13 protein-coding genes and 1 pseudogene are annotated in these 18,469 nt (G+C 56.1%); 3 read left to right on the top strand and 11 right to left on the bottom strand.

Annotated elements, in window-relative coordinates:
• Positions 1–42: 42 nt before the first annotated feature.
• Both ftsX and ftsE read right to left on the bottom strand, forming a co-directional pair.
• The gene (gene ftsX, locus OCY70_RS30670) at positions 43–954 is read right to left on the bottom strand and encodes a permease-like cell division protein FtsX (RefSeq protein ID WP_213429942.1); all 912 of its coding nucleotides are present in this window, start codon (positions 952–954) and stop codon (positions 43–45) included.
• A complete protein-coding gene (ftsE, locus tag OCY70_RS30665; RefSeq protein WP_197258514.1) occupies positions 944–1,630 on the bottom strand; it encodes a cell division ATP-binding protein FtsE in 687 nt (228 codons plus the stop codon). Before ftsE ends, ftsX begins: the two co-directional genes overlap by 11 nt.
• A gap of 278 nt (positions 1,631–1,908) precedes the next feature.
• On the opposite strand from ftsE, the gene OCY70_RS30660 reads away from it, so the two are divergent.
• The gene (locus OCY70_RS30660; protein WP_249725449.1) at positions 1,909–2,934 is read left to right on the top strand and encodes an alpha/beta hydrolase; all 1,026 of its coding nucleotides are present in this window, start codon (positions 1,909–1,911) and stop codon (positions 2,932–2,934) included.
• 105 nt (positions 2,935–3,039) lie between these two features.
• Positions 3,040–4,476, top strand: coding sequence for a VanW family protein (locus tag OCY70_RS30655; protein WP_213429941.1), 1,437 nt, complete (start codon positions 3,040–3,042; stop codon positions 4,474–4,476).
• A 337-nt stretch (positions 4,477–4,813) separates the two neighbouring features.
• Here OCY70_RS30655 and OCY70_RS30650 read toward each other — a convergent pair whose 3' ends face one another.
• The 5 genes from OCY70_RS30650 to OCY70_RS30630 all read right to left on the bottom strand — a co-directional run bounded on the left by OCY70_RS30650 (position 4,814) and on the right by OCY70_RS30630 (position 11,836).
• Entirely contained in the window at positions 4,814–5,989 is a 1,176-nt protein-coding gene (locus OCY70_RS30650) for a KamA family radical SAM protein (RefSeq protein ID WP_213429940.1), read from the bottom strand.
• Between the two features lie 734 nt (positions 5,990–6,723).
• Entirely contained in the window at positions 6,724–8,136 is a 1,413-nt protein-coding gene (argH, locus tag OCY70_RS30645; protein WP_213429939.1) for an argininosuccinate lyase, read from the bottom strand.
• 111 nt (positions 8,137–8,247) lie between these two features.
• Positions 8,248–9,504 carry an argininosuccinate synthase gene (locus OCY70_RS30640; protein ID WP_261945305.1) on the bottom strand — a complete coding sequence of 419 codons (1,257 nt, stop codon included), beginning with the start codon at positions 9,502–9,504 and terminating at the stop codon, positions 8,248–8,250.
• A gap of 57 nt (positions 9,505–9,561) precedes the next feature.
• The gene (gene argF, locus OCY70_RS30635) at positions 9,562–10,512 is read right to left on the bottom strand and encodes an ornithine carbamoyltransferase (RefSeq protein ID WP_213429937.1); all 951 of its coding nucleotides are present in this window, start codon (positions 10,510–10,512) and stop codon (positions 9,562–9,564) included.
• Between the two features lie 121 nt (positions 10,513–10,633).
• Positions 10,634–11,836, bottom strand: coding sequence for an acetylornithine transaminase (locus tag OCY70_RS30630; protein WP_283776826.1), 1,203 nt, complete (start codon positions 11,834–11,836; stop codon positions 10,634–10,636).
• Between the two features lie 407 nt (positions 11,837–12,243).
• Here OCY70_RS30630 and OCY70_RS30625 point away from each other — a divergent pair, with 407 nt between their 5' ends.
• A complete protein-coding gene (locus tag OCY70_RS30625) occupies positions 12,244–13,488 on the top strand; it encodes an IS110 family transposase (RefSeq protein ID WP_261944499.1) in 1,245 nt (414 codons plus the stop codon).
• Between the two features lie 141 nt (positions 13,489–13,629).
• On the opposite strand, the gene argB is transcribed toward OCY70_RS30625, so the two are convergent.
• The 4 genes and pseudogenes from argB to OCY70_RS30605 form a co-directional block, all read right to left on the bottom strand.
• Positions 13,630–14,499, bottom strand: coding sequence for an acetylglutamate kinase (gene argB, locus OCY70_RS30620; RefSeq protein WP_373871455.1), 870 nt, complete (start codon positions 14,497–14,499; stop codon positions 13,630–13,632).
• 127 nt (positions 14,500–14,626) lie between these two features.
• Entirely contained in the window at positions 14,627–15,880 is a 1,254-nt protein-coding gene (gene argJ, locus OCY70_RS30615; RefSeq protein ID WP_213428188.1) for a bifunctional glutamate N-acetyltransferase/amino-acid acetyltransferase ArgJ, read from the bottom strand.
• A gap of 39 nt (positions 15,881–15,919) precedes the next feature.
• Entirely contained in the window at positions 15,920–16,981 is a 1,062-nt protein-coding gene (gene argC, locus OCY70_RS30610; RefSeq protein WP_213428187.1) for an N-acetyl-gamma-glutamyl-phosphate reductase, read from the bottom strand.
• Positions 16,982–17,219: 238 nt separating this feature from the next.
• Positions 17,220–18,429, bottom strand: a pseudogene (locus tag OCY70_RS30605) (cation:proton antiporter).
• Positions 18,430–18,469: the final 40 nt, after the last annotated feature.

The raw sequence follows: 18,469 nt of genomic DNA, 5'->3' as shown, positions 1-18,469 counted from the left end.
TGGTTCATCTGCGTCGAGTGTTCTATTTTTTGAAAAAAGTGATTATACCTTTAAGAACTTCCGTATCGAAATCGTGCTTCCCCATACGCCGATGACGATGCCGAGGCCGAGCAGCGTCCCGCCCACAAGCAGCCAAATATCCGCTAGGGGAACCAGCTTAATAATCATCAGACCGAATTCAAAATGCGTGCTCAACTGCTGATATCCGTAGAACAGCAGCGCGATGGTCACCACCGACCCAATGATGCCGATCAGAGCCCCTTCCACGAAGAACGGCCCGCGTATAAAGGAGTTCGTCGCGCCGACCAGCTTCATAATGCCGATCTCGCGCTGGCGCGCCATAATCGTCACCTTAATCGTGTTGGAAATGAGGAACATGGCCGTCACGGCCAGCCCGGCCACGATGATCAGCCCGAAGTTGCGGATGGTCGAGGTGACTTTGAACAAGGTCTCGACGGTGCCCTTGCCGTACTGCACCTTCCAGATCGGCTTGGCGCTGTTCGTCTCGTTCAGCATCGAGATTTTGTTGGCCACCAGCGGCACATCATCCGGCTCGTACACATCGACCGTGAACGAATCCGGCAGCGGATTGGTCTCGTCGCTATAACCGGCAAGCAGTTCCTTGCCGTCCTCGCCCATTTGCTGCTCCAGCAGCTTCATTCCTTCCTGCTTCGAGATGAAGACGACCTTGCTGACCTCGGACATATTGCCGATATCGGTCTCCAGCAGCTTCGTCTGCTCCGGGGTCACATCCAATTGAAGGAAGACCCGAATCTGGACTTGATTGTCGATATTGTTCGTAATGGCATTGACGTTAATGGACAATACCATGAATACACCGAGAATGAACAGAGAGATCACGATCGAACTTACGGAGGCGAAGGACATCCATCCGTTGCGGAACAAGCTCTTGCTGCCTTCTCTCAGATGGCGGGCCAACGTATTAAAAGTCATATCCGTATTCCCCCCGAACCTCATCCCGCACGATATGACCGTGCTCAATCGCGATAACCCGCTGACGCATGGCGTTAACGATGTCCTTGTTGTGCGTCGCCATGACAATCGTCGTTCCGCGGTAATTAATTTCCTCCAGCAGCTTCATGATGCCCCAGGAATTCTCGGGGTCAAGGTTGCCCGTCGGCTCGTCCGCGACGATAACCGACGGATTGTTCACGATCGCGCGGGCGATCGCGATCCGCTGCTGCTCCCCGCCGGACAATTGGGCAGGCAGACTCGACGCCTTATGCTTCAACCCAACCAGCTCGAGCACCTCCGGCACACGTCGTTTGATCACCTTCGGCGGCGCTTCGATGACCTCCATCGCGAAGGCGACATTTTCATAAGCAGTCAGCTTGGGCAGCAGGCGGAAATCCTGGAACACGACGCCAATATTGCGCCGCACGAACGGAATCTTGCGCTGCTTCAGCTTCCCGATATTGAATCCGCTGACGACAATCTGCCCTTTCGTCGGGATTTCCTCTCTGTATATCAGCTTCATAAAGGTTGATTTCCCCGCTCCGGATGGACCAACCACATAGACGAACTCATCCTTGTCAATCCGGACAGAGACTCCGCGCAACGCATGCGATCCGTCCGGGTACGTCTTCCACACATCCTGCATTTCTATCAAATGATCACACCCTACGTTATAAAAGATTAGCCTCTACATATTCGACACCCGCACGCCAATTCCTCTAAGAACAAGCGAATTTCAACATCTTTTTCCGGTCTGTACGAGGTTCGACAATCTACATCAAACGGAAAATGTCGATTTGAACCACTGGTCAACCCGGCAAGGAGAAAGGCCATTTTCCCGGCCATGTCGTTATGTTACAATCTCCATACTTGCATTAGCGGGATCAACTACCACAGCAAGCAGCAACAACGAGAAAGGATGGGTTGATTCGAATGAAAACAAAGAAAACGGGGCGTTTAATAGTACGATGGATCGTTCTTATTGCAATTCTTCCTATCTTTGTTATTCCTGGATTGCTCATATCTATCATCGGTCAGTTCACGCCTTCTCTTAACGTCCTGATCATTAAGCGGCTCTTCGAATGGAAGCCTTTTGGGTCGCCCGCCAATATCGAGACAATCAAAAAGCAAGTCCATGTCGTAAAAGACGTTGTTTACGATGAGCACGGAATGGAGAACAGCCTCCTCGATATCTACTATCCGAGACATGCCGGCAAGGAGCTCCCCGTCATTGTGTGGATACACGGAGGGGGGTTCGTATCCGGCAATAAAGAACAAACGCAAGAATATGGCATGGCGCTCGCCACTGAGGGGTATGTCGTAGCCAATATCAACTACGCCCTTGCTCCGGGGCACAAATATCCCGGTCCTGTCATTCAAGCCAACCAAGCGCTGAAATACTTGCAGTCCCATATAGCGGAATACGGCGGCGATATGAACCGGCTATTCATTGGCGGTGATTCGGCGGGAGCTCAGATCGCCAGTCAGACCGCGGCTGTCATCACGAATGAAAACCTGGCGAAGACGATGGGAATTGAGCCTTCTATCGATAAAAAACAACTTAAAGGGGCCCTCTTGTACTGTGGTCTTTATAATATGGAAAGGATGTCTCACCCCCAATCCTCTTTTATCCTGCGGCTTGGAGTGAAGTCGGTATTTTGGTCCTATACGGGAGTCAAACAGCTTGCCACGTTCTCCCGGCTGGATGAGATGTCCACGGTGAACCATGTCACGCCGGATTACCCGCCTGTCTTTCTGACCGTGGGAGATGCCGATCCGCTGGCGCCGCATTCCGCGGATCTCATCGCCGTTCTCACTCGGAACGGTGTCGAAGCAGACACGGTACTGTTTGATGGCACCAATCCCGAGTTGGGCCACGAGTATCAATTTGACTTTGCTTCTGCCCATGCCGAAAAAACATTAGGGAGAACATTTGAATTTCTCAAAAAGCATAGCTGAGCACGCAGCAATCGCCCCCACGCTTTCCAAGTAAAGTTTGCCTCTGCGCGCGCATATAGTGAGAAAGACTGATCTTTTACTTTCTTCACGCAGGAGGCAATCGGTTTGAAAAAAATACATGCCCTATTCATCGCCGCTGCTTCGCTGCTGCTCGCCGTTACCGCCCTGTGGGGCTTGGCGAACAGCTATGCTTCGCAAGACCGCATTCCGCCGGCGGTCCGGCTCTCTTTCTGGGAAGTGGGCGGGATGTCCTTTGCTGCCTTTCGCGAGGAACTGGATCAGCGGCTGCGGCAATTGGAAGCGACGCCGGTGGAGGTCACCTTCGGTTCCAGCGGGGTGACTCCGGTCAAGACGACCTTGTCCGAGCTCGGGGTAACCTATGATGCGAAGCCGTTCTTGGCCGCGCTGAAGCCTTTACAGGAAGGTTCTCTCTGGGAACGGATAACGGCAAGAAGAAGCTTCAATACGGATTGGGATCTGCAGTTTCATTGGAATCAGGATGTGTGGAAGAAACGGTTTACGCCAGGCTGGGAGACGGCAAGCTTCGGGAAGCCGGTCAATGCCTTGCGGGAAATTACGAAAGATGACGAGGTCGTCTATACGCCGGAGCGGCAAGTCTACCGCGTCGATCGAGTGCAGCTGGAACAGTTAATACGAGCAGCCATTCCTCCAGTCTGGTACGAAGGAGGCCCCATCCGGATCGAGGCCCCGCTGGTGCTGACCGATCCTACGGTAACGGTCGCCTCCCTGAAGGCGGAAGGCATCGAGCGGAAAATTATCGAGTTTTCGACCGGCTTCGCCAAATCCGAGGACGGACGCACGCATAATGTCGTATCCGCCGCCAAAACGATCGACGACATGATATTGAAGCCCGGCGATATTTTTGATTACGACAAAGTGATCGCGGAGACAGAGAAAAAGTACGGCTTCAAGGAAGCCCCTGTCATTTATAACGGCAAATTGGTGCCCGGCATCGGCGGCGGCATCTGCCAAGTCTCGAGCACGCTCTACAATGCGGTGCTCCGGACGGGACTGGAAATCGTCGAACGGCGCAATCATTCCCTCCCGGTCTCCTACCTGCCTCTGGGGCTGGACGCGACCTTTTCCCAGGGCTATATCAATTTCAAGTTCAAAAACTCTACCGGCAAGCACCTCCTTATCCGGACCGAGACCGAAAACGGACGCTTAACGATCAAATTTTTCGGCACGATGGATAAGAACCTCTCCTACAAAATGGAGACGAAAACCGTCAAGGTGCTGGATCCGCAAGTGAAATACGTCAAAAACCCCCATCTGACTGCCGGCACGCAGCAGGTGCTGCAGCAGGGCAAAAAAGGCTATGTCGTCGAATCGTACCGCATCAAAATGGTGAACGGGAAAGAGGTAGAGCGCGAGCGCATCGCCATGGACACCTACCAGCCTCAACCATCGCTGATCGCCGTGAACAACGGCAGCGGAACCGTGCCGGCCAAGCCGAAGACCGAGAAGGAACCGATTGTGGAGGATGGAATCAATGGGCCTGATTTCAAGCCGAATACATAATCGGAGCCTGTTACCGCGGGGAACGCCGCTGGGATGCCTTGCGGCCGATGGAAAGCATGCGAACAGCCTTGGCCATATCGGGCCAAGGCTGTTCCCTGTTCGAGATGATGCTCTTATGGGTCGCCCGACCGCCATGCGGTGAGCGCGCCTCTTCATAAGAATGAAGTTGGATCCGGATGCAAGGCGAGAACTTGCCTTCGCCGCCATACCCTCTTAGTCGGTCGTCCTCGCATGTTGGCCGTTCCGCAGATGGACAGGCCAGGCTGTTCACCGGAACCGGAGCCGGAATCGGTCCACGGAAAAACAGAGCGGACAAGCGACAGGGCGGAACTTTGCATTACGCATCCCTCTTCGTTCGGCGCTGCGGCATATCCGGCAGCGCATTGACGGACACGACGTCCTCGGTCTTCTTCACCGGCGGCGTCCAGAACTGCTCGTTCCCCGGCAAATCATCGAACCAGGCCGCGTCGTCCGGACAATCCAGCACCATGAAGCGCCCGTATTGGTTGTCGCGGGATTGATGATATTTGAGATACGCTTTGCCATTTTCAATCGCCAGAATCTCAATCTTCCCTGACGTGTGGCTCATCGAGAGGCGGACCCGCTTCCCTAAGCCGGATGTCTTCGCCTTCGCTTCCTCCACCAGACGGTACACATCCTTCAACGGAAGCACGAATTCGCGATTCCCGGCTACCGGGCGGTTGATGAAGAAATAATAAGGCGTCACGCCTGCCCAGGACAGCTTGTCGAGCAGCTCGCCGAGCGCATCGGCATTATCATTGATGCCGCGGAGAACAGGCGTCTGATTGACGACAATGGCACCGGCCTGATGGAGCGCTTCAAAGCCTCGCTTCGCTTCGGCCGTGATCTCGCGCGGGTGGTTAATATGAGCCATCACATAGATGCGCTTGTCAGCCGACGAGAACTCACGGATCGTCTCCAGCAGCGCTTCGTCTTCATAGATTCGCATCGGATTGAATACGGGCATTTTGGATCCCAGGCGAATGATTTGCACATGCGGGATGGCGCGAAGACGTTCCAGAATCATTCTTAGCTTCGGTGTCGCGAGGATGAGGCTATCCCCGCCGGTTAACAGGACATTGTTGATTTCGGGGTGGTCGGCGATATAGGCCAAGCCGGGATTGACATCGGACATCGCCTCTTTGACATCGTTGCGGAAGAGACGCTTGCGGAAGCAGTATCGGCAATAGGCGCCGCATACCTCCGACACAATTAACAAGGCGGTGGTGCCATACTTGTGCTGGCAGCCGGGGACGACATAGTTGGTGTCCTCATCCGAGGCATCCCAACGGCCGTACTCCTGCAGTTCACCCGTGTTCGGAATCACTAGCTTCCGAATAGGGTCATAGGGGTCGTTCCAATCAATGAGGTTCAAATAATAGTCATTTACACGAAATACGAACTTTTCCGTGATCTGCTTCAGCCGTTTCCTCTCCGTCTCGGGTATCTGCGTGATCTTCTCGATGTCGGTAACGTACTTCGGCATAGGCATGGACATCCCTCCTGTATAAAGTTGTATCAGCCAATGAAAGCGCCTTCCTCTTATTATACAACAAGTAACATATGGTGACAAATGAAGGTCTTGTTAACATTTACATTCAAGTGCCGCCAATTGATGCCATTTTTCGGTTAGCAGGGGTATTGTCGCGGAGGCTCTTTTGGCCAGTATCCCATCCGGTCAGGTACCCTTCGAAGGCTCTTTTTGCCAATATCCCATCCGGCCAGGTACCCCTCTTTGGTCAGTATCCCATCCAGTCAGAATTGCCATGCTATGCAACCGCCATTACTGTAAATATAACGCTAGAGTCCGACTTGGCCTGTTAACGTCGGGGATCATCGCAAGAAAAAGGAAGTAATTGCGTGTATAAGCTGAATCCTGAATTATGGGGATATTGCTTATAAGGAGCAAACCATATATCATTCTGACCTCAGGGGATAGTGCAAATAATGAACCTACATATAATAGAATTCATTCCTGAACGTTGGGGAGATTGTTCGTAAGGTATGCCGCATATGCCACTCTGAGCTTTGGGGAGAATGCTTGTAAAGGCGTGAGTGCACACAGCTAGAGGGGGGATGAAGCTAAGGAGCTACAATATCTATTCCTGCTCGTTTCTGAGTCTTGGGGAGACTGGCTATAAGAAGAAGCATGGCATGCGTCAGCGCCTCACGGGACGCTATTAACGCATGCCAGCGATCTAACGGGCAAGGCTCATTTTTATAACGTTACGCCTTCGGCTGCTTTTCCTGCACCCAAGCCGCCGTCTTCGCCGCTGCTTGCTCGGCGCGGGCGATCGCCGCCTGGACCTGGCCGGTCGCGGTACCGCCGGAAACGTTGCGGGCGTTGACCACGTTCTCCGGCTGCAGCACCGTATAGATGCGCTCGTCGAACAGCGGGGAGAATTGCTGGAATTCTTCCAGCGTCAGATCGAGCAAGAACTTGTTCCGCTCGATGCAGTAGAGCACGGTCTTGCCGATGACTTCATGCGCCTGCCGGAACGGCAAGCCTTTGTTCACGAGGAAGTCGGCGATGTCGGTCGCGTTGGAAAAGTCCTGGCGGACCGCATCGGCCATCCGGTTGCGGTTGACCTTCATCGTGCTGATCATCGGCGCGAACAGACGCAGCGCTCCATCGAGCGTATCGACCGTATCGAACATGCCTTCCTTGTCTTCCTGCATGTCTTTGTTGTACGCGAGCGGCAGCGCTTTGAGTACGGTCAGCATCCCGACGAGATGCCCGTACACGCGTCCGGTCTTGCCCCGCACCAGCTCGGCCACATCCGGATTTTTCTTCTGCGGCATAATGCTGGAGCCCGTGCAGAATGCGTCATCCAGCTCGATGAACTGGAACTCGGTGCTTGACCAGAGCACCATCTCCTCGCACAGGCGGGACAGGTGCATCATGATGAGCGACGCGTTCGAGAGGAACTCGACGATAAAGTCGCGGTCGCTCACCGCATCAAGGCTGTTCTCGTACACGCGGTCGAAGCCGAGCTGCTCGGCAACCAGATGCCGATCGATGGCGAAGGTCGTTCCCGCCAAAGCGCCGGCGCCGAGCGGCAGCACATTGATCCGCTTGTAGCTGTCGATAAGCCGCTCGATATCGCGCTCGAACATGGATACGTACGCCATCAGATGATGGGCGAACAGGATCGGCTGCGCCCGCTGCAAGTGCGTGTAGCCCGGCACGATCGTGTCGATATTTTCCTTGGCCTGCTTGATAAGCGCATTCTGCAGGTCCGCCAGCAAGCCGACGAAGGAGACGACATGCTTGCGCAAGTACAAATGCATATCGGTCGCCACCTGATCGTTGCGGCTCCGTCCCGTATGCAGCTTTCCGCCGACCGGGCCGACGATCCCCATCAGCGCTTTTTCGATATTCATATGGATATCTTCATCGGACACGGAATATTCCATCTCGCCGTTCCGAATCCGGTTCAAAACTTGATTCAATCCGTCCTTGATGGTCTCGACATCGTCCTGCGGCAAAATTCCGCAGCGGCCCAGCATGGTGACATGCGCGAGACTGCCCTGAATGTCTTCTTCTGCCATCAATTTGTCAAATGAGATCGAGGCCGTATATTGTTCCACCAACTCGTTCGTCTGTTTCTTGAACCGGCCGCCCCATAATTTGCTCACCCTGATACCCCCTCCACCTTGCTTGCGTTGCAGACCGGCCCCCCGTGCCTGCGGCAAGCGGCGGCAGCTGCCGTCCACAGCTGCGAGTCACGCCTGCCTGTTCCGTGCCGTCTATGGTTCCAGCTTCGCTCCGTGTACGCTCGCTCCGTGGACGCCGGATGCGACCTTCAGCCGGAGCGCGTTCAGATGAATGAAGCCGGTCGCGTCATTCTGATCGTAAGTCTGAGTCGGATCGGCTTCCATCGTCGCGATATCCGGATTGTACAGGCTCAACGGGCTCTGCACGCCGGCGCCGATGACATTGCCTTTGTACAGCTTCAGACGAACCGTGCCTGTCACATGCTTTTGGCTCTCGTCTACGAGCGCTTGAATCGCAATCCGTTCCGGCGCGAACCAGAATCCGTTGTACACGATCGAGCTGTATGTCGGAATAAGCGAGTCACGCAGATGCATCACCTCGCGGTCCATCGTGAGCGACTCCATTTTCCGGTGGGCAGTGAACAGAATCGTGCCGCCCGGCGTCTCGTATACGCCCCGGCTCTTCATGCCGACGAAGCGGTTCTCGACCATGTCTACGCGGCCGATGCCGTGCTTGCCGCCAAGCTCATTCAGCTTGTTCATCACCTGCAGCGGCGTCAGGCGTTCCCCGTTGATCGCGACGCAGTTCCCCTGCTCGAATGTCAATTCGACGTACTCGGCTTCGTCTGGCGCATCTTCCGGGGCCACGCTCAGCACGTACATTTCCTTGTTGGTGTCGGCAGACGCGTCGAACCACGGATCCTCCAGCATGCCGCTCTCGAAGCTGATATGAAGCAGGTTGCGGTCGGTCGAATACGGCTTCGCCGCCGTTGCCTGCACCGGAATGCCATGCTTCTCCGCATAGGCGATCATCTCGGCACGGCCCGGGAATTGGGCCCGGAACTCTTCGGAGCGCCATGGGGCGATGACTTCGATGTCCGGCGCCAGCGAAGCGACAGCCAGCTCGAAGCGCACCTGGTCATTGCCTTTGCCCGTCGCGCCGTGCGCGATGAACTTGGCCCCTTCCTTGCGGGCGATCTCGACCATGTGCTTCGCAATCAGCGGCCGCGCGATGCTCGTGCCGAGCAAGTATTGGCCCTCATACAGGGCGCCCGCCTGGAACATCGGATAGATGAAATCGCGAGCGAACTCCTCCTGGAGATCGTCGATATATACTGTGGATGCGCCAGTCGCGATCGCTTTCGCTTCGAGGCCGTCCAGCTCTTCCTTTTGGCCCACATCCGCGGTGAACGCGATGATTTCGGCGTCATAGGTTTCTTTTAGCCAGGCTAAGATAACCGACGTATCGAGGCCGCCCGAATACGCCAATACGATTTTGATCTTTTCCACTTCTGTCTCCCCCGTTCCTCTTCGTCCCGTTCCTGCAATGCTGTCCCAGCTATCCCATTATCCCATCAAGGCTGCCAAGATAGCCTTCTGTGCATGCAGGCGATTCTCCGCCTCGTCGAAAATAACCGAATTGCCGCCGTCAATGACGTCCGCGCTTACCTCTTCGCCGCGATGCGCCGGCAGGCAGTGCATGAAGATGTAGTCCGGCTTCGCATAGCGCACGAGCTCCTCGTTCACCTGGAAGTTTTTGAACGCTTGTTCCCGTACTTTTTGCTCTTCCTCGAAGCCCATGCTGGCCCACACATCCGTATAAATGACATCTGCATCCGCCACCGCTTCGGCGGCATCCTGAGTGATAAGCAGTTCCGCTCCGGTCAGTCCGGCCTGCTCCTTGCATTGGGCAATGACATTCGCATCCGGCGCATAGCCTTCCGGCGAAGCGACCGCCATGTTGACGCCAAGCTTCGCGGCGCCCATCATAAGCGAGTTCGCCATATTGTTGCCGTCGCCGATATAAGTCACCTTCAAGCCGGCCAGACGGCCTTTATGTTCAAGAATCGTCTGGTAGTCGGCCAGCGCCTGGCACGGATGGCTCATATCCGTCAGTCCGTTGATGACCGGAATCGTCGCGCTGCGCGCCAGATCAATGACCGTGCGATGGGCGAACGTCCGAATCATAATGCCGTCCAAATAGCGCGACATCACCTGCGCCGTATCCGGGATCGTCTCTCCGCGTCCTAACTGCAGATCGTTTTTGCTCAAAAAGAGCGCATGGCCGCCCAACTGGTACATGCCCACCTCGAAGGAGACGCGCGTCCGGGTGGACGACTTCTCGAAAATCATGCCAAGCGTCTTTCCCGCCAGCGGCCGGTACGCCTCCCCCGCCTTCTGCTTGCGCTTCAGTTCGATCGCGAAATCGATTAAATATTCCAGCTCTTCCTTCGTATAATCAGCCAGCGCGATGAAATCGCGTCCCCGCAAATCAATCTTCGCCTCTCTCAATGTCATAAAGCCACCTCCGTGATCCGTCTCGTTGCGGCGGTTCGCCGCGAATCTATTCCTGTTGCCTCTTTAGTGAACCCAAGCCGCCGGCCGCAAGCGCCCGGCAGGCTCCGTGTGTTTATTGGATTTATACGAGCGCCTTCGTCCGCGAACGCGCCTCCAGCACTTGATGCAAAATCGAGACCGCCTCATCGATCTCTTCCGTCGTGACGAGCAGGTTCGGCAGCAGCCGGACGACGTTCGGACCGGCCGTAATGACGAGCAATCCGGCGGCGCGGGCGGCTTCCACGATGTCCGCAGCCGGCTCGCTGCATTCGATGCCGATAATGAGCCCCAAGCCGCGGACATCCTTTACGACCGGGACGTCGCTCAGCTTCACCTTCAGCGAGTTCAGCAGATACGCGCCCCGCTCTCCGGCCCGCTGGGCGACCTTCTCTTCGATCATCGTCTCCATCGTGCCGATGACCGCGGACATCGCGAGCGGATTGCCGCCGAAGGTCGAGCCGTGGCTGCCGGGACCGAAGGCTTCGCGCAGATGCTCCTTGGCGAGCATCGCCCCAACCGGGAATCCGCTGCCCAGTCCCTTCGCCACGGTGAATATGTCGGGCTCGAGCCCGTAATGCTCATGCGCGAACAGGGCTCCCGTGCGGCCCATGCCGGTCTGCACCTCGTCGATGATAAGCAGCAGCCCGTGCTCGGCGCACAGCTTCGCCACTTCCTGGGCGAAGGCCGCCTTAATCGTATGCACGCCGCCTTCGGCCTGCACGATCTCCAGCATGATAGCGGCTGTCTTCTCGTTCACGGCCGCCCGCAAGCTGTCGATATCGTTGAACGGCGCATAGCGGAAGCCTTCCGGCAGCGGGTGAAAGCCATCCTTCACCTTATCCTGCCCCGTCGCCGTCAGCGTCGCCAGCGTCCGGCCGTGGAACGACTGCTGGAACGTAATGATCTCGCAGCGGCCGTTCTTTGCCACTTTGGCGTGATAGCGGCGGGCCAGCTTGATCGCAGCCTCATTGGCCTCCGCCCCGCTATTGCAAAAAAAGACCGCGTCCGCGCAGGTATGGTTCGTCAGCCATTCGGCCGCCTGCTCCTGCTGCGGAATGCGGAACAGGTTGGAGACATGCCAGAGCGTATCCAACTGCTCCTGCACGCGCGCCTTGACCCGCTCCGGCACATGCCCCAGATTCGCGACAGCGATGCCGCTCATAAAGTCCAAATACGCGTTGCCCCGATCATCCCACAATCGGCTGCCGCTTCCTTTCACGAGTGTGATTGGATAGCGCGCATAGGTTGGCAATAATGATGGTGTAATATGATCCGCCTGTGTCACTGTACTCCCTCCTCGTATAGTATTTCCTGAAGGCAGTTTTGAGTCTTTTTCCAGTCCTTTATAGGAACATAGAATGCCTTCAAAATTTCCAGCTTGCACATTGAAAATTAATATGGGGACTGGACTTTCCGGAATGTCTCTGGACAATGGAACTTAGGGTTCCATTCGGGGAAATTCGTCTCCCTCCTGTAGTCCAATCTACTTTTTAAGTCTGTTTCTCCGGTACTCGCTTGCACTTCTTACCCGCTGGCTGTTCCCTTCGGCAACTCATGCCCGACTGTAGCAGCGTCGGGGCAGCTCATGAACCGAAGCGTGTTCTCATATGCGAGGGTGATTGATCGGCGAGTGCGCCGGAGACAGTCCGGAGAGTCCGTTCCCTGAATCCCTTATAGAAAGGAGGAATTCTCTTGAAGCTTTTTGTCGGTATTGACGTCAGTTCCGAAGAACTGGAAGCCTGTTTGATGAAATCGGATGGCGACACCCTGGAGACCTTCAAGACCACCAACAATCTGCACGGCGCCTCTTACTTGCGGGATCGCATCATTTCTGCTGCGGTCAAGACAGCCTGCTCTGAGGTTCATATCGGGCTTGAAGCCACATCCGTCTACAGCTGGCATCCAGCCATGTACTTGCATGAAGATGAGGCCCTTCAACAATTGAATGCCAAGGTGTTCACCATTAATCCGAAGCTGATTAACAAATTCAAAGACGCTTATGCCGACCTGGACAAAACCGATCGCATCGATGCCTGGATCATTGCAGACCGCCTGCGTTTTGGCAGACTCACGACGACTATCGTGATGCAGGAACAGTACATCGCCTTGCAGCGGCTCACTCGCATGCGATTCCATCTCGTACACAACCTTACCCGCGAGAAGCAATACTTTTTGCAAAATCTGTTCTACAAGTGCAATGCTTTTCGCGCGGAGGTGGACAGTTCCGTGTTCGGCCATGCCATCATGGAAATGCTCTCGGAAAAGTATAGTCTGGATGAGATGGCGAATATGGATGTCGCCCGTTTGGCTGACTATCTCAAGGACAAGGGGAGAAATCGTTTCCCCGATCCCGAACACGTCGCCCGCTGTATTCAAAAGGCGGCTCGGGCCTCGTACCGTCTCTCGAAGGTTGTCGAGGATTCCATTGATTTGGTGCTGGGCACCTCAATTCAGTCGATCCGGAGCATCCAGAGTCAGCTTAAAGAGCTCGACAAGGCGATTGAGCGCATTTTAGACGGCATTTCCAGCAGCCAGTGCCTCCGTTCCATTCCGGGCATTGATCGGGTCTATGCCGCAGGCATCCTGGCCGAGATCGGCGACATCGACCGCTTCACGGATCAAGCCGCCTTGGCCAAGTATGCGGGTCTGACGTGGCGCAAGCACCAATCCGGCTCCTTCGAGGCGGAAGATACAAAGCGCATTCGTTCCGGCAACCGATTCCTTCGCTACTACCTTGTTGAAGCTGCCAACTCGGTAAAAAACCGCGACCCGGAATTCGGGGAGTACTACCGGAAGAAATTCAATGAAGTCCCTAAGCATCAACACAAACGTGCCCTCGTCTTAACGGCAAGAAAACTTGTGCGTCTGGTCGATGTGCTGCTACGCAACGACCAACTCTATACGCCCAGAAGGAAGGTGAAGCCGACAGAGCAATAATGCCTTGGCTCATGAATTTTCTTCTCTAATTCCCAGTTAAATTATGGTATTTTACTTAATTTTCGACTGGGTCTAGTTTGGTGATGCCTTTTTTGGGATTGATCCTGCTGCACGCCAAGGAAATTTTCCAATTCTCATCAATCAGGGACTTGACATCATACCGCTGGACTTATCCTCTTCCTGCACGATTCGCGTGCCGATCGTCTCGCCGCTCATCAGGCGGCGCAATATTCCGGGCTCCGCTCCGTCCGCGATGACGACTTCCTTCACGCCGCCCGCCATGCACTGCATCGCGGCGCGCACCTTCGGAATCATCCCGCCGTAAATCTCCCCGCTCGCGATCATCGCCTCGATCGCCTCTGTCGTCACGACGGGGAGAACGGTGCGGACGCCGTCGTTCATCTTCATAATTCCCGGCACATCGGTAATGACGATGAGCCGTTCCACGCCGAGATGCGCGGCGATCGCGCCGGCCGCCGTGTCCGCGTTAATGTTGTAGCGCTGTCCGCCGCCATCGAGTCCGAGCGGCGCGATGACGGGCATATACTGCCGGCTGATCAGCGCCTCTACGAGTTCGGCATTCACCCGGGTCACGTCGCCGACGTAGCCGACTTCCGCCCGGTTGGAGACCGGCCGGGCCTGGATAAGCCCGCCATCCGTGCCCGACAGGCCGACCGCACGCGCGCCCGTCCCGGTCAAGCGCCGGACAATCTGCTTGTTGATCTGTCCGGCCAGCACCATCTCCACGACGTCCAGCACCGCCTCGTCCGTCTTGCGCAGTCCGCCTACGAACTCGCTCTCGATGCCGAGCTTGTCGAGCATCGCCGAGATTGCCGGACCGCCGCCGTGCACGATGACCGGCATCATGCCTTTCGCCTGCAGCTGCGCCAGCTGCTGATAGAATGTATCGGGCAGCGCCGCCAGGGTGCTGCCTCCGCATTTCATAACGAACCGTTCCGTCCGCACGGAGCGCTTCATCTCGGTTCCCTGCTCCTGAGACAACGTGTGCAAGATCCATCCCCCTCTCCAACGGGAAGCTCATCTCACTTTCAGCCCATTACCCCTATTTATTAACTTTATTAACGTCTACTTTCTTAGCTGGATAAATGATTAATCCACTCAAATATTCACCGGCTATCTACGTCCGGTAAGCCGCATTAATGCGGACATAATCATAGGTCAGGTCGCAGCCCCATGCCGTCGCTTCGCCGCTGCCCATATGCAGGTCGACCTGGATATGCACCGTGTCGCCCTTCAAATAGTCCAGCGCCGCCTCTTCATCGAACGGCACCGGCGTCGATTGCTTCAGCACCTCGATCGGCCCGATATGAATATCGACGGTGTCGACGTTCACCGGCTGATCCGAGCAGCCGACCGCCGCGATAATCCGCCCCCAGTTCGCATCCGCCCCGAAAGCGGCGGACTTGACGAGGCTGGAGCCGATAATCGATTTCGCAATCGCCCGGGCCGCGTCCTCGGTCGCCGCGCCCGTAACGTTCACCTCGATGAGCTTCGTCGCCCCTTCGCCGTCGCGGGCAATCGCCTGCGCCAGCTGGCAACAGATATAGCGGAAGGCGGCGGCGAACGCCGCCCAGTCCGGATGGCCTTCGTGCAGCGGTTCATTGCCCGCCAGGCCGCTGGCCATCGCAAGCAGCATATCGTTCGTGCTCGTGTCGCCGTCCACCGTAATCATATTGAACGTCACATCGGTCGTCTGCCGCAGCAGCCGTTCCAGCGCGGAGCGCTCAACCGCCGCGTCGGTCGTGACGAAGCCGAGCATCGTCGCCATGTTCGGATGTATCATGCCGGAGCCTTTGGCCGCGCCTGCGACGGTAACCGTCTTGCCGTTCACGGTTACCGCCGCGCAGGCTTCCTTCTTGACGAGGTCCGTCGTCAGAATCGCCTGCGCGAATTGCCCGGCGCCATCCGCCTCCGCCGTGAGCCGGGCAGGCAAAGCCGCCATGCCCCGTTCGACGCAATCCATCTTCAGCGGCTCGCCGATGACCCCGGTCGAAGCGACCGCCACCTCATGCGGCGCGACGCCCAACTGCTCGGCGAAGCCGCGGCGAATGCGGTACGCGTCCGCCTCGCCCTGCTTGCCGGTGCAGGCGTTGGCGTTGCCGCTGTTGACGATCACGGCGCGCAGCGTGCCGTCTTCCGCCAGACTGGCGCGCGTTACGCCCAGCGGGGCCGCCTGGAAGGCGTTCGTCGTGTAGACCGCCGCCGCCGTCGCTGCCACGTCGCATACGATGGCGCCGAGATCATTGCGATCGGTTTTTTTCAATCCGCAATGCAGACCTCCCGCCCGGAAGCCAAGCGGCGTCGTGACCGAACCGGGAAATACCTTATAGGGCGCCTCTGTGGCGATAAGCAAGTTTTCTCTATTTTTCATAAGGGATCGACCTTCTTCTTCTGAAATGGTAACCTGCGATTAGGGGTAGACCGGAGCGAGCTGCAGTCCGCAACTCTCCTCCCAGCCCATCATCAGATTCAAATTCTGGATGGCCTGCCCGGCCGCTCCCTTGACGACGTTATCGAGGACGGAAATGACCGTCACCCGCTTCGTCCGCGCATCGACCGCGAAGCCGATATCGCAATAGTTCGAGCCGAACACTTCCTTCGTCGCCGGAAGCTCTCCTTGCGGACGTATGCGGACGAAGCGCCGCCCCGCGTAGCTCTCCATATAGAGCCGAATGAAGTCCTGCTCCGTATAACCCCCGGTCAGCGCGCTGTACATCGTGCACAGAATGCCGCGCGTCATCGGCGTCAGATGGGTCGTAAAGGTCACGGTTACCGGCGCTCCCGCCGCCTCGCCCAGCAGCTGCTCGATCTCCGGAATATGCTGGTGCTTGTTGACCTTGTAAGCCCTGAAGTTCTCATTCATCTCCGCGTAATGAACATTCAGGCTTACGCCCCGGCCCGCTCCGGACACGCCGGACTTGGCGTCGATAATGATCGTCCCTGGATCGATCCAGCCCGCCTGGACCGCAGGCGCAAGACCAAGCAGCGCGGCCGTCGTATAACAGCCCGGATTGGAGATCAGCCTTCGTCCCTTCACCTGCTCCGCGCGGCCGCTCCATTCGCACAGGCCGTACACCGCTTCCTCCAGCATCTCGGCGGGCGGCGCCTCATGTTTATACCATTTCGTATATTCCGTCCCGTCCTTCAACCGGAAATCCCCGGATAAGTCGATCACCTTGAGGCCCGCCTCCAGCAGCTGCGGCACGAGCTTGGCGCTGACGCCCGAAGGCGTCGCCGTGAAAACGACATCGGCCTTGCTCTTAATCAGATCCGGATCGACCCCGTCGAGCGTGTCGGTCACGATCTCAAGCAGATGAGGAAATCCTGCCGCTATCGGCGTCCCGGCGCTCGATGCCGAGATGACAGACGCAATGTCTACATGCGGGTGATTCAGCAGGAGACGAATCAGTTCCACGCCGCCATAGCCCGTCGAGCCGACAATCGCTACCTTCAATGCCTGTTCCTTCCCCATTTCTCGCTCTCTCCATTTCTTTGCCATTCAGTAGAAAAACGTTCCGGCGCAATAATTTATGTATCATTATACATCCGAGTTTATATAAATACAACCACTTTTCCAATTTCCTTTTCTTTTCCCTTCCCTAATGGAAAAAGGCATGGGGAGGGAAGCTGCAAGCTTCTCCTCATCATGCCTTTTTCTTACGAGTCTATAAACGCTTCCGCAACCAGAGCTGATCTATGCGGAGCACGCGTTACATTTCCTTATGCTGCTGCTTCGGCTTGGGCTTCTGCCGCTGCCGCGGCTTGCCGAACAATCCGTATATTCGCTCTGACTCCTTGGTCAGTAACGGGCCCAAGACAGCCAATATGAGCACATACAGTACGGCGAACGACTGAACGACGGGCAGCAGTCCGCCCATTTTCCCGATATTGGCCATAATGATTGAGAATTCGCCCCTGGACACAAGCGTAAAGCCGATGTTCATCGAGGCACGCCCGGAAATGCCGGCCACGCGTCCCGCGATATAGCCGGGCAGCATATTTCCGATAATCGTAAGCAGAAGCTACCCATACCGCTCCGAACAGCGAGGTCGGGTCAATCGTCAAGCCGAAGCTGAAGAAGAAGATCGCGCCGAACAGATCGCGGAACGGCAAAATATAATGTTCAATCCGCTTTACATGGCTCGATTCCGCCAGTACCATGCCGACCATCAAGGCCCCGATGGCCTCCGCGACATGGAAGGTCTCCGAGAAGCCTGCCGTCAGGAACAGCGCCGAGATGATGACGAGCAGGAACAGCTCAGCCGACTTGATATTCAGGCCTTTGTCGATAAAAGGAATGAACCTCCGTCCGATGAACAGGAAGAGCAGAATGAAGATCAAAGCCGACAGTGAAGTCAGGAGCACGCTCCAGAATGAGCTGTCTCCGCTCAGCACCAGCCCGGACAAAATCGAAATATGCACGGCGATGAATAAATCATCGAACATAATCATGCCCATAATAATTTCGGTCTCGGGGTTGGCCGTCCGCTTCAGATCGACGAGCACCTTCGCCACGATGGCGGTGGAAGAGCTCGTCATGATGCCGCAAATAACCATCGTCTCTTTGAGCGGGAAGCCCATCAGCCATCCGAGCAGCAGACCCGAGACGAAATTAATCCCGATGTAGCATAACCCGCCGACGACAATCGATTTGCCCGACTTCAACAGCCGGCTGACGGAAAACTCCAACCCGAGATAGAATAACAGGAACAGCACGCCAATGCGTCCCATGAAATCAATAAATACTCCGCTCTCAATGAACCGCAGGTCGATGACTCCGAAATGGGGAGCATGCGGTCCGACGGCCATCCCAATCAAAATATAGAACGGGATGACCGAAAACCGGAGCTTGTTCGACACGAGTCCTACGATCGTAATTAAGGCTATCGCCAGTCCAATTTCAAAAATTAATGTATCCATATATCCCCCTTTGTACATAGGGATAGCAGCATATATAGAT

Source organism: Paenibacillus melissococcoides (assembly GCA_944800085.1).
Taxonomy (GTDB): domain Bacteria; phylum Bacillota; class Bacilli; order Paenibacillales; family Paenibacillaceae; genus Paenibacillus_B; species Paenibacillus_B melissococcoides.
Note: the sequence above shows the minus strand (reverse complement) of the source record. Positions and strands in the feature narration are given on the sequence as shown.

Excerpts from the sequence above, each read along its gene's own strand:
- ftsX (WP_213429942.1), bottom strand. The coding sequence starts at position 954 with ATGACTTTTAATACGTTGGCCCGCCATCTGAGAGAAGGCAGCAAGAGC.
- OCY70_RS30660 (WP_249725449.1), top strand. The coding sequence starts at position 1,909 with ATGAAAACAAAGAAAACGGGGCGTTTAATAGTACGATGGATCGTTCTT.
- OCY70_RS30650 (WP_213429940.1), bottom strand. The coding sequence starts at position 5,989 with ATGCCTATGCCGAAGTACGTTACCGACATCGAGAAGATCACGCAGATA.
- argF (WP_213429937.1), bottom strand. The coding sequence starts at position 10,512 with ATGACATTGAGAGAGGCGAAGATTGATTTGCGGGGACGCGATTTCATC.
- argJ (WP_213428188.1), bottom strand. The coding sequence starts at position 15,880 with ATGAAAAATAGAGAAAACTTGCTTATCGCCACAGAGGCGCCCTATAAG.
- argC (WP_213428187.1), bottom strand. The coding sequence starts at position 16,981 with ATGGGGAAGGAACAGGCATTGAAGGTAGCGATTGTCGGCTCGACGGGC.